This window comes from Jiangella aurantiaca, assembly GCF_004349105.1.
GTDB classification, from domain to species: domain Bacteria; phylum Actinomycetota; class Actinomycetes; order Jiangellales; family Jiangellaceae; genus Jiangella; species Jiangella aurantiaca.
Window position 1 is genome coordinate 241,592 of record NZ_SMLB01000005.1, and the last position, 16,774, is coordinate 258,365.

Annotated in this window: 10 protein-coding genes and 1 pseudogene; 1 reads left to right on the forward strand and 10 read right to left on the reverse strand. The window is 74.9% G+C overall.

The window, feature by feature from the left end:
- Positions 1 to 104: 104 nt before the first annotated feature.
- From pgfA to E1262_RS06160, 9 genes are all read right to left on the reverse strand, one after another.
- Positions 105 to 1,820: a cell envelope lipid trafficking protein PgfA gene (pgfA, locus tag E1262_RS06125; protein WP_132102232.1), complete on the reverse strand. Its 1,716-nt coding sequence runs from the start codon at positions 1,818 to 1,820 to the stop codon at positions 105 to 107.
- A 196-nt stretch (positions 1,821 to 2,016) separates the two neighbouring features.
- A complete protein-coding gene (locus E1262_RS06130) occupies positions 2,017 to 2,592 on the reverse strand; it encodes a type 1 glutamine amidotransferase domain-containing protein (RefSeq protein ID WP_132102233.1) in 576 nt (191 codons plus the stop codon).
- Positions 2,520 to 7,085, reverse strand: coding sequence for an alpha-(1->3)-arabinofuranosyltransferase (locus tag E1262_RS06135; protein ID WP_132102234.1), 4,566 nt, complete (start codon positions 7,083 to 7,085; stop codon positions 2,520 to 2,522). Before E1262_RS06135 ends, E1262_RS06130 begins: the two co-directional genes overlap by 73 nt.
- Positions 7,082 to 7,816, reverse strand: a complete 735-nt coding sequence (locus tag E1262_RS06140) for a class I SAM-dependent methyltransferase (protein ID WP_132102274.1) — start codon at positions 7,814 to 7,816, stop codon at positions 7,082 to 7,084. The genes E1262_RS06135 and E1262_RS06140 overlap by 4 nt, the downstream gene beginning before the upstream one ends.
- A 49-nt stretch (positions 7,817 to 7,865) precedes the next feature.
- On the reverse strand, positions 7,866 to 9,104 hold the full coding sequence (locus E1262_RS06145) for a glycosyltransferase family 4 protein (protein ID WP_132102235.1): 1,239 nt from the start codon (positions 9,102 to 9,104) through the stop codon (positions 7,866 to 7,868).
- 20 nt (positions 9,105 to 9,124) lie between these two features.
- Positions 9,125 to 9,268, reverse strand: a complete 144-nt coding sequence (locus tag E1262_RS30200; RefSeq protein WP_162605792.1) for a hypothetical protein — start codon at positions 9,266 to 9,268, stop codon at positions 9,125 to 9,127.
- 31 nt (positions 9,269 to 9,299) lie between these two features.
- Positions 9,300 to 11,129: an MmpA family trehalose lipid delivery protein gene (locus E1262_RS30205; RefSeq protein WP_162605793.1), complete on the reverse strand. Its 1,830-nt coding sequence runs from the start codon at positions 11,127 to 11,129 to the stop codon at positions 9,300 to 9,302.
- Between the two features lie 250 nt (positions 11,130 to 11,379).
- Positions 11,380 to 14,157 (reverse strand): hypothetical protein, encoded by a 2,778-nt coding sequence (locus tag E1262_RS06155; RefSeq protein WP_132102236.1) that lies wholly within the window; start codon positions 14,155 to 14,157, stop codon positions 11,380 to 11,382.
- Complete coding sequence (locus tag E1262_RS06160) at positions 14,154 to 14,765, reverse strand: hypothetical protein (protein ID WP_132102237.1); 612 nt, start codon at positions 14,763 to 14,765, stop codon at positions 14,154 to 14,156. Before E1262_RS06160 ends, E1262_RS06155 begins: the two co-directional genes overlap by 4 nt.
- A gap of 182 nt (positions 14,766 to 14,947) precedes the next feature.
- Between E1262_RS06160 and E1262_RS06165 the strand changes: the two genes are divergently transcribed.
- Positions 14,948 to 16,189, forward strand: a complete 1,242-nt coding sequence (locus E1262_RS06165) for a lipopolysaccharide biosynthesis protein (RefSeq protein WP_132102238.1) — start codon at positions 14,948 to 14,950, stop codon at positions 16,187 to 16,189.
- 124 nt (positions 16,190 to 16,313) lie between these two features.
- Here E1262_RS06165 and E1262_RS30800 read toward each other — a convergent pair.
- Positions 16,314 to 16,774 (reverse strand): annotated as a pseudogene (locus tag E1262_RS30800) (hypothetical protein); the annotation flags it as partial.

Consider the following 16,774-nt stretch of genomic DNA (forward strand, 5'->3'; position numbering starts at 1 on the left):
TCGTCGGTGGGCACCAGGATACTCCTCCTGCCCGGCCCGGCGGGTCGTCGTATCCGCGCAGGCAGCGACGGGTGGCGCGCATGGACGCGGGTGCGGCGACCGGCTCAGTAGCGGTGGAGGCTGCCCGCCGACTGGCCGTCGTCGTCGAACTCGTCGAACAGGCCGTCGTCGTCGCGGGCGCGGCGTCGGCCCTGGGCGGGTGCGGCGGCCGTCAGGGGCTCTGACCCGGCGGACCGCGGCTCGGCGGAGGCCGGTTCTGGATCGGGCGACGCTGGGGCGGGTGTTTCCGCAGCGGGCCGGTCGGATCCGGCGAGGTCGGGGTGCTCCTGGGCGAACCGATCCAGCTCGGCGCGCGCCTGCTCGAGCCGGGCGAGGTCGGCGCGGGTCTGCTCCAGCTGCGGGGACTCGGCGGAGCCGCCCGACGGCTGGACCGCCGGCAACCGGTCGTCCTGCGACCGGCCGGTGTGGCCGGCCGGGGGCTGGTCCGGCGCGAGCGGGCTGGTCAGCGCCTGCCCCGCCGGCGACTGGCCGAGCAACGACGGGGTCGACGGCGCCTGCACGTGCGGCCGGCCCACCGGCGGCCGCACGGCCGACGGCTGGGGACGGCGGCGTGGCAGCGGCCCGGGCGTCCGCTCGTCCAGTGGCTGCTCTTCCGGGTTCTGGCCGGCTCGGGCGAGGTAGTCGGCCGGCTCGGGCTCGGCGTACTCGGCGGCCGGGGCGAACTGGTCGGCCTGCGCCGCCGATCCGGTGCCGGACGCGGTTTCGCTGTGCAGTCGCGGCTCCGCGGCAACAGACCCGCCGGGCCCACCAGACCCCGGCCCGCCGGGCCCGCCGGCATCGTCCGCGACGGGCGCCCGCCGCTTGCCCGCATAGGCGCCGCGGCGGGCGAGCAGCAGCCCGAGTATCACGAACGCCAGACCGCCGGCCGCCGCGGCCACCGGGACGGTGTCGCGGACGAGCTCGAGACGGTCGGCGCTGGAGGAGAACTCGTCGACGTTGGCGGACACCTGGTCGTCGGTGTAGGCGAGCGTGCCCTGGACGATCGTCGGGCCGCGGGTGCCCTCGAAGTCGAGGTAGGAGTCCTGCTCCTCCTGGCCCTTGATGATCGCGCCGGTGTGCGGCTCGACCCAGATGGTGCGGGTGTTGCTGTAGATGCGGTCGGCGACGATCGAGCCGGCCTGGCCGAACAGGGCGCCGGGGATCTCCAGCGCCGACACCGGCGTCGGCTCGATGATCTGCTGGAAGACGTAGACCGGAAGGCCCTCGATCGTGGCCTCGCTCTGGAACTCCATCGGCCGGGTGTCCTGGATGGTGGAGTCCCAGAACGGGTACGACCGCTGCTCGGTGCCGAACGGCAGCTTGAAGTAGTAGCCCGCGTGGTCGACCTCGACGCGGTCGGCGCGCTCGCCGGTGGGCGTGTAGTACTGGTGGTGGCCGTCGACGGCCTCGGCGGAGTGCCGCTCGAACGCGACCCGCTCCTCGAAGTAGGAGAGGACGTTCTCCTCGGGGGTCGCGCCGGAGCCGAGCTCGTCGAACGTGGTGACGCTGGTGTCCCAGACGGCGGTGTCGCCGGTGCTGTCGCCCTGGTCGGGGATGATCCGGCGGACGGAGCGGACGTCGGTGACGCGCTCGACCTCAGCGTCCTGACGCACGACGGCACCGAGGTCGAGGACGGTGACGTCGGCGCCGGTGGACACCCGTTCGGCGACGTCGTTGGAGACGACCGCCAGCCGCGGATACGCGTACCAGCGGGACATCGGCGCGAGCACCACCATCAACACGCCCAGTCCCACCAGGACCAGGCCGATACTGCGCCGCATGGACACGCCTTCCTCGGATCGGGGTCTCCGCGGCCCGCGTCGACCACCGCCGGGCGCGGCCCCGGGGCGGCACGGGGGCTCCTCGTGAACCTACCTTCCGATCCGGGCCCGTGCATGCCACTCGGCAACATCGCCCCCCGTTCATGCCCGCTCCTCGATGATCAGCGATGCCTGGCGTCGCGACGCCGCCGCGGTGTCAGGAGACGGACGAGGCCTGGGCGGGGTGCCGGCCCTCGGCGAACTCCTCGACCATCTTCGCGCAGAAGGCCGGGAGGTCGTCGGGCTTGCGGCTCGTGACCAGGCCCTGGTCGGTGCAGACCTTCTCGTCGACCCAGTTGCCCCCGGCGTTGCGGATGTCGGTCTGCAGGCTGGGCCACGACGTCAGCGTGCGGCCGCGCACGACGTCGGCCTCGACCAGCGTCCACGGTGCGTGGCAGATCGCCGCGACCGGCTTGCCGGCTGCGAAGAACGCCTTCACGAACGTCACCGCGTCGGGCGACATCCGCAGCTGGTCGGGGTTGGCGACGCCGCCGGGCAGCATGAGCGCGTCGTAGTCGTCCGCGCCGGCCTCGGAGAGCGGCTGGTCGACGGGGAACGTGTCGCCCTTGTCGAGGTGCTTGAACGCCTGCACCTCGCCACGCTCGGGGGCGATCAGCGCCGGACGGCCGCCGGCGTTCTCGATCGCCTTCCAGGGCTCGGTCAGCTCGACCTGCTCGACCCCTTCGTTCGCGACGAGGACCGCGACCCTCGTGCCGTCGATTCGCTCGGCCATGACGGCTCCCTCCCGTTCTCGGGTTCGGCTGTCCCTACCGTCGGCCGGTACCCGGCGGGCGGGGAGCCATTCGCCGCGGGGTCGAACATCGCGTCGATCCGCACGTACTCGTCGTCCTCGGGGACGGTGCCGGCGCGCTGCCAGGCGACCGAGCCGATGACGGCGAGCGCGATCCCGATCAGCACCAGGACCTGCGCGAGGCCCGAGTGCGCCCCCGGCGACGGTCCCGGCCAGGGCCGCAGCGCGACGACGAAGCCGGCCAGCAGGATCGCGCCGGCGGCCAGCGCGGGCGCCAGCCGGGTCAGCCAGGGCCGGCTGGGCCCGGAGAGGAGGACGACGGCGCCGACGGCGGCCGCGGCCAGCCCGGCGGCCCCGCCGAGCAGGACCATCACGACGGCGCCGAGCAGGATGACCGGTGCGGCCCGCTGCCGGCGATGCCGGGCCAGCGGCCGGGCGGCGACGGGCGGCCGCAACGGCGCAGCCGCCCCGAGCGGCACGGTCCGACGCCGCCGCCCGCCGCCCGCGCCGGCGGGGACGGCCTCGCCCGGGGCGCGCTGCGCGGGCACCGGCGCCGGCGCCGCGGGCACCCTCGTCCCCCGCCAGGCGAGCACGCCGACCATCAGCACGGCGCCCAGCCCGGCCAGCAGCGCCCACCGGTACGGCTGATCCGGCCCGTAGCTCAACCGCACGACGCCGGCCGCGCCGACCGGCAGCACGAACCCCTGCGCCCAGCCGTCCAGCCGCACCGGCTCCAGCGACTCGCCGTTCAGCGTCGCCTCCCAGCCGGTGTTGAGGTTCTCCGCGACGGCGAGGACGGCCGGCTGGTCGCGGGCCGGCACGACGACCTCGCGCTCGGCCGCGCCCCAGGTCTGCACCGTGACGTCCAGCGACGGCGGCGGCGCCGGCGGCTCGTCCACCGGCCGCAGCGTCACCGACTCCGGCCGGACGGCGCCGGTCGCCCGGACGACGACCATGTGCGTCCCCTCGTCCAGCGGCACGGGACCGGCGCCGTCGCCGCAGGGCAGCACGTCCAGCCGCCGCCCGTGCAGCAGGTCCCCGACCGTCGTCTCGAGCCGCGTGGTCACCTCGGCACCGTCGATCACCAGCGGCGGGCCGTCGCCGCAGGCGATGGCCACCTCGCGGTCCTCGTCGACCGGCAGCCGGAGGTCGTCGGCACCGAGCACCCGGACCTCGGAGACCCCCGCCGGCAGCACCGAACGCAGCCCGAACGCGGGGTCGCGGTCCTCCACCTCGGCGACCTCGACGATCTGGATGGTCAGCTCGTCGGTGCGCACCGGCTCCGGGAACGTGACGGTGCCGTCGTCGCCGACGCTCGCCTGGAATCGTGCCTCACCGGCGCGCACCTCGACCAGGCTCGGCGGCGACGCCGCCAGCCACGGCTCGACCTCCAGCCGCAGGCCCTCGACGGTGCGCCGCGGCCCCCAGGTCAGGGTCAGCGACGGCGTCTCGTCGCCGGGCGCGGCCACCCAGCCGGTGCCGGGGTCGTGGTCGACGGCGGCCTGCGGCCGTCCCCGCGGGTCGGCGACGGCGCGGGAGCTGGCCGTCGCGACGATCGCGTCGGAGTCGGGCGCGAGCAGTTCCTCCAGCGCGCGGCCGGCCCGCGGCCGCGCCGCCAGCTCGGCCTCGTAGTCCGCTGCGGCGGCGAGGTCGGCGCTGCGGCGCAGGTCGCGGTGCTCCTCACCGGGCCGCGCCAGCTGCCGGGCGCACCGCTCCACTTCGGTGTCGCCGGACGTCGTCCCGACGCACTCGCCGCGGCGGCCGTCGGCGACGGCGAAGACCAGGGTGGCCGGTGCCGGCTCGCCGGACGCGGAGCCGCCGAGGTCGGCCTCGGTCACGGCCGGCACCTGGAGCGTCCGGGTCACCTTCAGATCGGGGACGGCCAGCTCACGGATGCCGACGCCGCTGACGGTGCCCTCGCCGACGGCGACGACGGTCACCCGCAGCGTGCTGGTTTCGCCGGACGGGACGGCGAGCACCTGGGCGTCGCTGCCGGGCTGCAGGTCGCTCTCCAGGACGCCGGTGTCGGTCTGGACGGCGACCCGCTGCATCGGCGCGCTGACCGGCCCGCCGGTGAGCGGGGTCAGCTCCACCGACGAGACGCGGCGTGGCTCGTCGAACCGCAGCTCCAGCCACTGCCCGACGGCGCTGCCGTACTCCCCCGACACCCAGCTGGTCCCGAGTTCGCCGTCGACGGCGGCCCACGGCGAGTTCTCCGCGCCGCGCGCCATCGTCGCCCGCGGATCCGAGCCGGACGACGACGCCATCACCGACTCCACTCCGCCGACGACGGCGACGGTCTCGCGAGAGGGGTCGTCGGCTGCGACATATCCGTCCTCGGCTGAGGTGCGTACCTCGGCCGGTAGGAAGTCGCGCACCACCCGGCCGAGCCCACCGTCCTCGCCGGCCCGCAGCACCTCGGTGGTGTTGTCGCGGCTGGCGCCGAACCAGACCGCCCGCCGGCGCAGCCCGTCGGTCACGACAGGGACCGGGTGCGGGTCCGCGATCCCCGCGCCGTCGCCGGCCACGAACGCGGCCCGTCCGTCCAGCAGCCCGGCGTCGCCCGCCGTCAGCAGCGACTCCGGGCCGCCGGACATCCGCAGCGTGCCGTCCAGCGGATAGGCGTGGACGCGGTGCTCCTCGACCTCGGGGTCGGCGATCGCGAAAACCTCGACGGCCGGGTACTGGACGTCCAGCCGCGAGTCCGACGCGGCCGCGGGGTCGTCCGCGGCGCCGACCTGCGGGCCGAACGTCGCGACCCGCTCCGCGCCGGGCAGCGCCGCGATGGCCTGGTGGACGAGCGCGGCGCGCGGCGCGTCGGTGCGCGACCGGTCGAGGTCGTTGCGGACGACCAGGTGGGTGACGCCCGCGCGGCGCAACGCGTCGACGACGCCGGCGCCGCCCTCGCCGGCCGCCAGCCGCGTCTCGACGGCGTCCAGCAGCCGGATGTTGCCCGCCGACGAGAGCGGAACGGAGTCGCGGACCGCCCACGGGGCGTCGCCCAGCGCCTGCAGCGGCTCGTCGCGCGGCGCGCCCCACGTGTACTCGGCGAACGACGTGCCGGGCACCAGCAGCGCCCGGCCGGTGGCGGCGTTCTCGTCCAGCCAGTCCGACGCCTCGTGCCAGTAGCCGGGGATCTCGTCGTATGAGCCCGCCTGCGGCAGCCGTCCGGCCAGCGCCGGCGTCGCCACCCCGGCGATCACCACCACCGCGAGCCCGACGACGAGCATCCGGAACCGGCGCACCGAGATGGCCGGCACCCGCAGCGACGCCAGCGCGTGCGCCAGCCCGAGCGCCAGCGGCAGCCGCAGCACGACGTCGAACTTGTGCACGTTGCGGAACGGCGCCAGCGGCCCGTCGAGCAGGTCGCGCACCGTCGCCGCCAGCGGGCCGGCCGCGGCGCCGACGTATCCCGCCGACACCAGCGCCAGTCCCAGCAGCGCGCCGGTGAGGAAGACCCGGCGCCCGGGCATGTCCCGCCGCGCCAGCCCGCCCAGCCCGATCGCCGCGATCAGCACCGTGTGCAGGATCAGCACCGGCTCGCTGGCCAGCAACCAGCCGGCCGGCCACTGCGGGCCGCCGGCCACCGACAGGTAGGACAACCAGTGGTCGTTGCCGCGCAGCACCTCGATCAGCGACGTGTGCTGGGTGGTGTTGCCGGCCGTCTCGATCCAGTCCAGGAACGGCGGGCTGTGCGCGCCGAGCAGCAGCAGCGGCACCCACCACCACACCGTCACCGCGGCGCAGCAGCCTGCCCACCACGCCGCGAACCGCCACCGTCCGGGCCAGTGCGGCGCCAGCAGCAGCCAGAGCCCGGCTGGTACGACGGCGGCAGCGGTGGCGGCCGCGTTGACCCCGCCCATGCACAGGACGGCCAGCGCGGACAGCGCCGCGTTGCGCACGACCGGTCCGCCGCGCCAGGCCCGGACCAGCGGGATCAGCGCCCACGGAGCGAGCGCCGTCGGCCACGCCTCGATCGACACCGCCCCGAGCGAGACCAGGATCCGCGGCGCCAGTGCGTAGACCAGGCCGCCGAGCAGCCGGGTCCACGTCCGGCCGATACCCATCTCGCCGGCCAGCCGCACGACGCCGAGGAACGCCGCGACCAGGATCAGCGACCACCACAGCCGCTGCACCATCCACGCGGGCAGGCCGGCGACGTCGCCGGCCAGGTGCAGCGGCCCCATCGGCCACAGGTAGCCGTAGGCCTGGTTCTGCAGCTGCCCGAACGCGGCGGCCGGCTCCCACAGGTGCAGCGCCCGCTGCAGGAACCCGGCCGGGTCGGCGGTGAGGTCGAGCTTGGTGTCCGGGACGATCTTCCCGGGCGCCTGCCGGAAGGCCAGGGCGACCAGCCCGAGGCAGCAGGCAGCGAGCTGCACGTGCCACGCCGGCAGGCGACGGCGCGAAGCGCCGCGGACGAAGGGCAGCCGCCACGCCGGCAGGCGGCGGCGCGGCGCGCTGCGGTGGTCGGTCATCGGCGGCGCAGCACCACCGCGAGGTTCCACGTCGCGAGCTCGCGCAGGCCAGGCACCCGCACCACGCCGCGCGCCCACCACGGGTGGTAGCGCGGGAACGCGTCGAGCAGTTGCCCGTGCGGCGTGTTCCGGGCCCACAGCAGCGCGTCGGCGACGGAGACCGGGAACAGGCTGGTGCCGTACCGGTTCTTCGGGTCGTGCCCGTGTCGCCGCGCGTACCGGCGAGCGGCGGTCTCGCCGCCGAGGTAATGCCAGGGAGCGGTCTCGTGCCCGCCCCACGGCGACAGCCAGACGGTGAAGGACAGGAAGACGACGCCGCCGGGCCGGGTCACCCGGAGCATCTCCTCGGCCATGCTCCACGGGTCCGGCACGTGCTCGAGGACGTTCGAGGAGTAGCAGACGTCGGCGGCGTCGTCCCGGATCGGCAGCGCCATGCCGCTGCCCATGACGCTGCCCGGCTCGGGCCTGCCGCGGGCGGACAGCTCGCCGAGGTCGCTGTCGACGGAGAGGTAGCGGGCGCCGGCCCGGTCGAACGCGTCGCGGAAATATCCCGGCCCGCCGCCGACGTCGAGCACCAGCGCTCCCCGCAAATCGGCATAATCGGACAATTGCCTAACCGAATCAGCGGCCAGCACTCCATAGAAATGGTCGGGGTCACGCTGTTCGGCGAGGAATGCCCGGAATAACCGGACCGAACGGCTCAGGGTGGCCCGGTCGTGGGAATCGCTCAGGAGCACGTCGGCAAATTACCGCATTGATCGGGATGGTTGTGCCGATTCGTCACGACTGGCGGAAGAACGGGGTGCCGTGGGCCGGAACGGGCGGCCGGTGCGGGTCCAGCGGGACGCCGACGCTGACGGCGGCGACCCGGCGGGCGGACCGCTCGGCGGTCGCCTCCCCGACGGTGCGGCGCAGCAGCGCGTCCCACGAGCGGACCGTCTGGTCCCAGGTGAACGTGGCGGCGCGGGCGGCGGCCGCCCGGCCCAGCGCGGTGCGCCGGACGCCGTCGGCGAGCAGCTCGTCGGTGGCGGCGGTGAGCCCGTCCAGGTCGTCGGCGAGCAGGCCGGTGACGCCGTCGACGATCGACTCGGCCAGGCCGCCGGCGCTGCGGTAGCCGATGGTGGGCACCTGGTGCTGGGCCGCCTCGACGACGGTGAGGCCCCAACCCTCCTTGACCGACGGCGCCAGCATCAGCCAGCTGCGGGCCAGCTCCTCGTGCTTGGCCCGTTCGTCGACGAAGCCCAGGAAATCGGTGATGTCGTCGACGCCCAGCCGCTTCGCCTCGGCGGTCAGCCGGTCGGACCACCAGCCGTCGCCGATGACGCTCACCCGCAGGCCGGGCCGGCTCTCGCGGAGCCGGGCCGCGACCTGCAGGGCGTGTTCGACCCGCTTGTGCGGCACCAGGCGGCCGAGGACGCAGATGCGGGGGGCGTCCGCCCGCTGCGTCGTCGTGGCCGGCGCCGGCGCGGTGCCGTTGTGGACGACGTCCACTCGCTCGGGACCGACCCCGAGCGCGGCGAGTTCCGTCCGGGTGATCTCCGAGACGGTGACGTAACGGGAGCGCCGGTACACGCGCGGCGCGAGCCGGGACTCCAGCCACCAGCCCAGCCGGGCGGTGGCCGGGCCGTAGACGACCCCCCACTGCTCGCGGTGGACGTGGTGGACGAGGACGACCACGGGGCACCGGACGGCCAGGCGGCTCCAGAACGGGATCCCGTTCTGCACGTCGACGATGACGTCGGGCCGCCCGAGTGCCCCGCTGGCCAGCATCCGGACCGCGTGGGCGTAGACGGTGAACTTCCCGCCGCGCCGGACGATCCGGTAGCCGTCGCGCCGCTCCACCTTCGGCGCGCCCGGATGGGCCGCACAGAAGAACGTCACGTCGTGCCCGGCGGCGGCCAGGCCGACGGCGACGTTCTCCACGTAGCGTTCCGAGCCGCCACCCTCCGGGTGGGTGGTGTCGCGCCAGTTGAGCAGCACGACGCGCAATGGGCGCGGCTCGACCAGGGTCTCCCTCATGATGTCGTGGTGACGCCGGGTCAGTTGTCGTCGTAGTTGATCAGCTCTTCGTGGCTGACGTCATCGGCGTCGCCCGGCTGGCTGACGTTCACGGCGGTGACGACGGTCAGACCGGCGAGCACCACTCCCACAATGGCGGCGACAACGCCTCCGAAATTGCCCATGAACGAAAGCACTCCTCGAGCGGTGCGAAAATCACGACGCTTGGGAGCGTAACGACCGCCGCCGTCGAGAGAAGGCGATTCGGGCAACATCAGCCGATGCGCCGATGAGAATGACCGAAAAGATGATATCGGCGGCGATGACTGGCGGAGCGGGCGGAATACGGGTCCATGTGCCGATGGCGCCCGGAACGCGATAGAGGTCGAGCACGCCGTTGCTTTCGACCGATTCGAGCGCTTCGAGGAGTCCGTCCGGAATGGTGCCCGGGGTGTCGCGTTCGACGGCGACCCAGCCGACGCCGAGGACGGCCAGGTCCCGCGCGGGGTCGTCGCCGTCGAGGGCCGCGGCGAGCTCCGCGGCCCGGCGGTCCTCCCCCGGCACGACGGTGTCGCCGCCGACCGGCAGCGCGTCGGGGACGACGGCCTCGACGCCGAGGTAGCGTGGCGCGGGGTCGAGCACCGCCCGGTCGCCGGCCCACGGGAACCGGCGGAACGGCTGGTACGGGAGCACGACGACGTCACCATCGCCGTCGGCGGCGCGCAGGGTGGCGCGGACGTCGGCCCATTCCTGCGGGTACCGGGACGGCTCCAGCCGGCCGGCCGCGCCCCAGGCGAGGTCGGGCAGCGCGGCGATCGGGAGCACGGCCGCGACCAGCGTGACCGCGGCCGCGGTGTTCCGGTTCGCGGCGGCGCGCGCCAGCCGGGCGGCGCCGGCGGCCGCCGCGAGTGCGACCAGCAGCGCGTTCCAGGCGAGGAACTTCTGACCGTCGCGGATCAGCCCGCCGCCGGGGATTTCCGACACCAGCCATTCCAGAACGGCGTCGCCGCCGGGCAGCGCGCTGCTCACCGCGACGACGAGCCCGGCGGCGGCCAGCGCGCCGGTCGTCGCCAGCTCCGCGCGGCCCAGGTGCCGGCGCAGCTCCGTCGCACCGAGGACCGCGAGCACCAGCACGACCATCGTCAGGGCCACCGCGGACGGCAGCGCCCGGCTGTCCGGGACGGCGCCCTCGTTCCAGATGCCGCCGAGGGTGAGCAGGCTGCCGAGCAGCCCGAGCGGCGAGTCGGACGCGGCGGCGAAGGCGGCGACGCCGGACGGGTCGGAGACGGCCGGGTCGGGGCGCAGGACGGACGGGACGACCCAGGGCGCCTGGAGCGCGAGGACGGCGACGGCACTGATGGCGCGCGTCCGGCTGCCGTGACGGCCGCCTGGGGCGAGCACCAACGCGCCGAAGAGCGCCGCCGCGAGCAGCCCGCCGGTCGGCGTCAGGGAGGACGCCCCGACGAGCAGCAGACTCGGCGCGACCGCGGACGTGCGGCCGCGGCGGACCCGGCGGCCGAGGATCAGCAGCCACGGCAGCGCGGCGTACGCGATCAGCGTCGGCCAGTGCCCGATGACCAGCCGCTCGAACACGTAGGCGTTCCAGGTGTAGACCGACGCCGCGACCAGCCGCGTGCCCGTCCGGACCTTCGGTAGCGCCAGCCCGGCCCCGAGCGCCGCGCCGAGCACGATGCCGGCCAGCGCCAGCTTCTGCAGCAGCTGGCCGGTGAGGACGGTGTCGAGGACGGCCACGGCCGCGTCGAGCGGGACGGCCCGCGGCACCGCGCTGCTCAGCCCCACGGACGACGGCAGCAGCGCCTGGTCGGGCACCGCGACCATGTCGTAGGAGAGGACGTACCCGGGCGCTGCCAGCGGCCCGAGCATGACGACGGTGAGCAGGACGCACCACGTCAGCAGGATCCAGTCGCCGCGGTGCGCCCGCCTGTGCTTGGCCCCGCTGTCCGGCGGCGCGTCGGCCGGAGCGGTGCGCTGTGCGGGAATGGCGCCCGAGGTGGTCGTCGAAAGGTCGGACTGCGGGGCGCTCACACCAACTCCTCCCCGCCTGCTCGACCTTGCGGCGAGCATAACGGTGTGGCCTCCGCCGTACGGCCGATTCGGCCAGGTGAGCCCCTCCGCACACCCCAACGGAGTTGATCTTGGAGTAACCGTGGAATCAATCGGACATTTCGCCCGGGAACTCCTCGGTTGCTCCAAGATCAACTTCTCGGGGGGGCGTGTAGGACGGGGGTCGCCGCGGGGCGGCCGGCCGCGGGGGACGGACGGCCACCCCGGCGGGTCAGGTGCGGCGGCTGCGGACGAACGTCGCGGCGGCGGCCGCCGCTGCGAACACGCCGAGCGCCACCACGCCGCGGGTGAGGTTGCGGCCGCCCTCGCCGCTCACCTCCGGGATCTCGAACGTGAACGCCGTCTTCAGCGTGGCCCCGTCCGGCGCGCCGTTGACGAGCGGCTCGTTCTTGGCGCGATCGGCGCCGGCCTCGAGCAGGGCGTACCGGGTGCCGAAGTCAGCGGCGGTCGTCTGCCCGGCCTCGACCAGCTGCGACGTGCCCTCGGCGGACAGCCGCTCGGCGCCGTCGACCAGCTGCGGCGCGCCCTGCGTGGCCTGGAGCAGGCCGTCGTAGATCTGGACGGAGCCGTCGGCGGCGTCCTCCAGCCCCGTGGCGAGCACCCCGGCCCCGACGGCGGCCTCGTCGGCGCCGTCGGCCAGTCGGCCGGCGCCGTCGGCGATCTGCCCGGCACCGTCCGCCGCGGCCCCGGCACCGTCCGCGAGCTGTCCCGCGCCGTCGGAGATCTGCCCGGCGCCGTCGGCGGCTTCGCGGGCGCCGTCCTCCAGTTGCCCGGCGCCGTCGGCGATCCGGCCCGCGCCGTCGGCCGCCTCGGCCGCGCCCGCGGCCAGCTGACCGGCGCCGTCGGAGATCCGCAGGTTGCCGTCGTGCAGCTGGTGCGCGCCGCCGGTGAGCTGCATCAGCCCGGCGACCAGCGCGTTGCCGCCGGCGATGATCTGGTCGACGCCGTCGCTGAGGCCGTTGACGCCGCCGCGCAGCGTCTCGTCGGCCGGGGTGTCGTCCGGCTCCCCGATGCCGCCCTGCACCGAGCCGACCACGCCGCTGACGAGCTGCCCGACGCCCTCGTCGAGCAGGTTCAGGCCCTGCAGCAGCCCGGGCTCATCTCGGTCGCAGACGTCGGCGGACCGGTTGGACAGGCCGCACTGCAGCCGCACCAGGCCGCGCAGGACGCCGTCGTCGCTCGTCAGAGCGGACTCCAGCGTGTTGAGGCCGTCGTGCAGCTCCAGCAGGCCACCGCGTCCGTTGTCCAGCTCCTCGGCGAGCGTGCCGAGGATCTGCTCGGTGATCAGGTCGTACTCCGGCTTGATCAGCAGCCGGCCGGCGGTGATGGCCCCGTGCTGGTCGCCATAGCAGACCGGGTCGAAGCCGGAGTCCTTGCGCTCGAGCAGGTCCTGCAGGATCAGCACGGCGCAGCCCAGCCGCTGGTAGGCGCCCATCTCGTCGCGGTCGTCGGACTCGTGGTAGACGCCGTCGGCCATCTGCCGCAGCGCCGGGACGGCACGCTCCGCCAGCCCGACCCGGATCTCCTCCAGTCCGCCGAGCAGCGTCCCCTCGGCGTCGACGGCGCCGATGCCGGCCCGCAGCCGGTCGATGCCGTCGGCCAGCGGCTGCGCCTGCTCGGGCAGCCCGCCGATGCCGTCGTACAGCCGGGTGAGGCCGGCGTCGACGCGGTCCAAACCGGACCCCACCTGCTCCAGGCCGCCGATCAGCTCCGGCGCGCGGTCGCCGGCGGTCTCCAGTCCCTCGGCCAGCTGCCCGGCGCCGGCGGCCGCGTCGGACGCGCCGTCGGCCAGCTGCGACGCACCGGGCGCGAGCCGGCCCTGCAGGCCCTCGGCGAGTTCCGCTCCCCCGTCGGCGAGCTGGCCGGCGCCGGGCACCAGCCTGGACGAGAGCCCGTCGGCCAGCACGCCGGCACCGTCCGCCAGCCGCTGCGCGCCCGGCGCCAGCTCGCCGTTGACGCCCTGGTAGAACTCCTGAGCGCCGGCCCGCAGCTCACGCGCCCCGGGCGCCAGCTGCCCGCCGAGCCCGTCGGCCAGGTCGCGGGCGCCCGGCGCGGCCCGGTCGGACAGCCCGGTGCTCAGCTCCTGAGCGCCGTCGCGCAGCTGGATGAGCCCGCCGAGCAGGTCCGCCGCGCCGTCGCGCAGCCGCAGCAGGTTCTCGTCGATGGTCTGCGCGCCCGCGGTGAGCTCGATGCCGGACTCGATGCCGCCCTGGTACCCGGCGACGCCGGTCGCGTACGTCGGGCTGTCCAGCGGCGACACCGGCAGCGCCGACAGCGTGGCCTCCGGCACGATGCCGTCCTCGATGACGGCGGTGTAGCCGAACTCCTGCTCGGCCGAGCCGATCGGCGGGAACAGCGTCAGCGCGTATGTGAGCCGGGTCCCGCCGCGGCCGTCACCGCCCATGTTCGCCTCGCCGGAACGGACGTCGGTGAACGACGACGGCAGAGTCGTGGTCATCGTCCCGACCATGGGGACGTAGACCTCCTCCTCGGCGGTCACCGTGGTGCCGGTGCCGTCGTCGTACTCGATCTCACGCCGCTCACCGGTCTCGTTGACGACGCGGTAGCGGACCTCCAGCTCGCCGGACTCCCCCACCACCTCGTCCGCGTCGACGACCTCGCCGTCGAGCCGGTACTCCACCGACACCGACAGCGGCAGGTCGCCCTCGAAGTCCGACACGGTACGCCGGCGCTGCTCGCCGTCGACGTCGGTCTGCAGCACCGCCTCGCCGTCCTCGGTGTCGGTGTCACCGAAGCCGTCGAGGTTGCGCAGGCCGTCGGTGGTGACCGGGTTGCTCAGGTCGACGCTGCCGGTGCCGGTGAGGTCGAGCTGGTCGTAGACGCGGGCGCGGTCCACGCCGCCGTCGGGGTTCAGGTAGACCTGGACGGTCTCGGTGTTGGTGACCTCGACGTCCGCGGCCGCGGTGGGCGCGGCCACGAGGACGACGGTGACGGCGCCGACGGCCGCCGCGACGATCCGGCGGCTCATCGCAGCGCCCTTTCCCAGAACGGGCCGCGCGCGGTGTCGTCGACCGGCTCGCCGGGGTCGGCTCGCACCGCGTCGGGCTCGTCGTCGAAGCCGTACCGGCCGCGCTCGCGGGCCCGCTCCTCCTCGATCGTGTTGCCGAGGAACACGGTGGCGAGGAAGCCGAACGCCGCCGCCAGCAGCACCGTGGTCAGCGCCGTCGGCGACGTCTCGACGAACTCCGGCGGCGCGGCCGTGTAGGCGACCTCGTACGCGCCGACCACCGCGGCCGCCCCGATGAGGAACGACCACAGCGGCAGCCGGCCGTTGGTCAGGAACGCGATGAGCAGGCAGGCGAGCACGACGAGCATGGCGGCGACGCCGCGGCCCGCGGAGGTGTCCGGCAGCCAGGCCGCTCGGAGCGCATAGCCGATCCACGCGAGCACCGCGCCGGACAGCAGGCCGGCCGCCCGCTCCCATGGCGCGCGGTCCGGGACCACGCCGGTCGCGCCGCCGAGGGCGGCTCCGAGCAGGGCGACGTGCTGCAACTCGAGGCCGAGCCATTCGCCGCCCCAGACCAGTACGCCGGTCGCCACGGCCAGGAAGAGTCCTGGCAGGAAATAGCCCTTCATCGCATCCTCTCCGGCGAACGTCCGCGGCCGCCGTCATCGATGAGGAGAGTTCTTACCAGCCAGTAACAAGATGCGCCAGTACTTCCGGCAAGAAACTTGGTCATGCAAGAAGAAAGGGTGTAACCCGTAGCAGTCCGGGCAACCGGGACCGGCCGTGGCGGCGGACTGGCACGATAGGGCGCGTGCCGCCGCTTGCCAGACGCCTGCTCGGTGCCGGACGCAGCTCCGCGGGGCTGCTCGCGCTCGGCACCAGCGTCGCCAACCTGCTCGGCTACGCGCTGACGGTGGCCGGCGCGCGGCGGCTCGGCCCGCACGAGTTCGGCGCGTTCAGCGCGCTGCTCGCGCTGATCATCGTCGGCAACGTCGCGGCGCTGGCGGTCCAGGCGACGACGGCGCGCGCGGCGGCCACCGACCGGCCGGTCGCTCCCGCGGTCCGGTCCGGACTGGCCCTGGCCGTCGTCATCGGCGTCGCCCTGACGGCGCTGAGCCCGGCCGCCGAGTCGGTGCTGCAGCTGCCGTCACCGGTCCCTGCGGCCGCCGCGGCGGTGGCGATCGCGGCGCTGACCGCGACGGCGCCGTCGCTGGGCATCATCCAGGGCCGCGAGCGGTTCGGGCTGCTGGCGGCGATGGTGACGGTCCAGGCGGCGCTGCGGGTCGGCGGCGGGCTGGTCGGCATGGCGCTGGAACCGACCGCGACCAGCGCGCTGATCGGCATCGCGCTGGGCTTCGCCGCCGCGGGCGTCGTCGCCTGGCTGGTCGCCCGGCCGCCGGCGCTGCTGTCCCCGCGCGGCGGGTTCGCCGTCCGGGCGACGCTGTCGTCGGGCGCGATGCTGCTGGGCTTTGTCGTCCTCACGAACATCGACGTGATCCTCGCCCGGCACGTGCTGCCACCGGAGGTCAGCGGACTCTACGCGGCCGGCTCGATCTTCACCAAGATCGCCTTCTGGCTGCCGCAGTTCGTGCCGATGCTGGCCTTCCCCGCGCTGGCGGACCCGGCTCGCCGGCGGTCGGCGGTCACGCTCGGCGTGGCGGCGGTGGCGGCCTGCGGCGCGGCACTGACGGTGCTGTGCTGGCTGCTCGCGAACCCCGCCGTCGAGGTCGTGGCCGGCCCGTCCTACGACGAGGTCGCGCCGTGGGTGCCCGGGTTCGCCGGCCTCGGCGCGCTGTACGCGCTGGCCCACCTGCTGGTGTACGCGCATCTGGCGCAGCGCGACCGTTGGACCACCGGCGTACTGTGGCTGGTGCTGGCGGGGTACGTGCTGGTCGTCGAGCTGTGGGCGGCGACGCTGGCCGAGGTGCTGGTACCGGGGCTGGTCGCCGCCGGGCTGATCGTGCTGTGGGGGCTGGCCCGCGAGCGCCTCGGCGCGCCGGGCCGCGACTCTCACGCTGACGACTACCCTGCCGGCACCGCTCACCCGAGTTGATCTTGGAGTTCTTCGGGCAACTATCGGACATTTCGTCCCGCAATTGCCGAACAACTCCAAGATCAACGTTGGCGCGCGGCGGCGCAAAGCCGCGGCGGCGCAAAGCCGCGGCGGAAGGCGGGGGTCAGCGGCCGGTGCGCCCGAGCCAGCGACGGCGGCCGCTGGACTCCCGCGGCGTGGGCGTCGCGGTGTTCGGCGTCTCCGCGTCGGTCGGCGACTGCGAGGAGTCCTCGGTGGGCGACGGGGAGCTCGTGATGGCCGGCGCCTCCGTGGACGGCTCGTCCGTCGGTGTCTCGCAGTCGGGGTCGATCACCTCGCCCGTCGCTGGGTCGACGCCCGTGCCGTCCTCCGGGCACACGCCGTCCGGCTCTTCGGCCGGCGGTTCCGTCGGCTCCTCCGTGACCGGCGGTTCCGTCGGCTCCTCGGTGGGCGGCGTCGTCGGGTCGTCCGTGGGCGGCGGCGTCGTCGGGTCGTCCGTGGGCGGCGGCGTCGTCGGGTCGTCCGTGGGCGGCGGCGTCGTCGGGTCGTCGGTCGGCGGCGGCGTCGTCGGGTCGTCGGTCGGCGGCGGCGTCGTCGGAGGCGAGG

Bases quoted from the DNA above. Each gene is read 5' to 3' on its own strand.
- pgfA (WP_132102232.1), bottom strand. From the start codon at position 1,820: ATGCGGCGCAGTATCGGCCTGGTCCTGGTGGGACTGGGCGTGTTGATG.
- E1262_RS06130 (WP_132102233.1), bottom strand. From the start codon at position 2,592: ATGGCCGAGCGAATCGACGGCACGAGGGTCGCGGTCCTCGTCGCGAAC.
- E1262_RS06135 (WP_132102234.1), bottom strand. From the start codon at position 7,085: ATGACCGACCACCGCAGCGCGCCGCGCCGCCGCCTGCCGGCGTGGCGG.
- E1262_RS06145 (WP_132102235.1), bottom strand. From the start codon at position 9,104: ATGAGGGAGACCCTGGTCGAGCCGCGCCCATTGCGCGTCGTGCTGCTC.
- E1262_RS30200 (WP_162605792.1), bottom strand. From the start codon at position 9,268: ATGGGCAATTTCGGAGGCGTTGTCGCCGCCATTGTGGGAGTGGTGCTC.
- E1262_RS06155 (WP_132102236.1), bottom strand. From the start codon at position 14,157: ATGAGCCGCCGGATCGTCGCGGCGGCCGTCGGCGCCGTCACCGTCGTC.
- E1262_RS06160 (WP_132102237.1), bottom strand. From the start codon at position 14,765: ATGAAGGGCTATTTCCTGCCAGGACTCTTCCTGGCCGTGGCGACCGGC.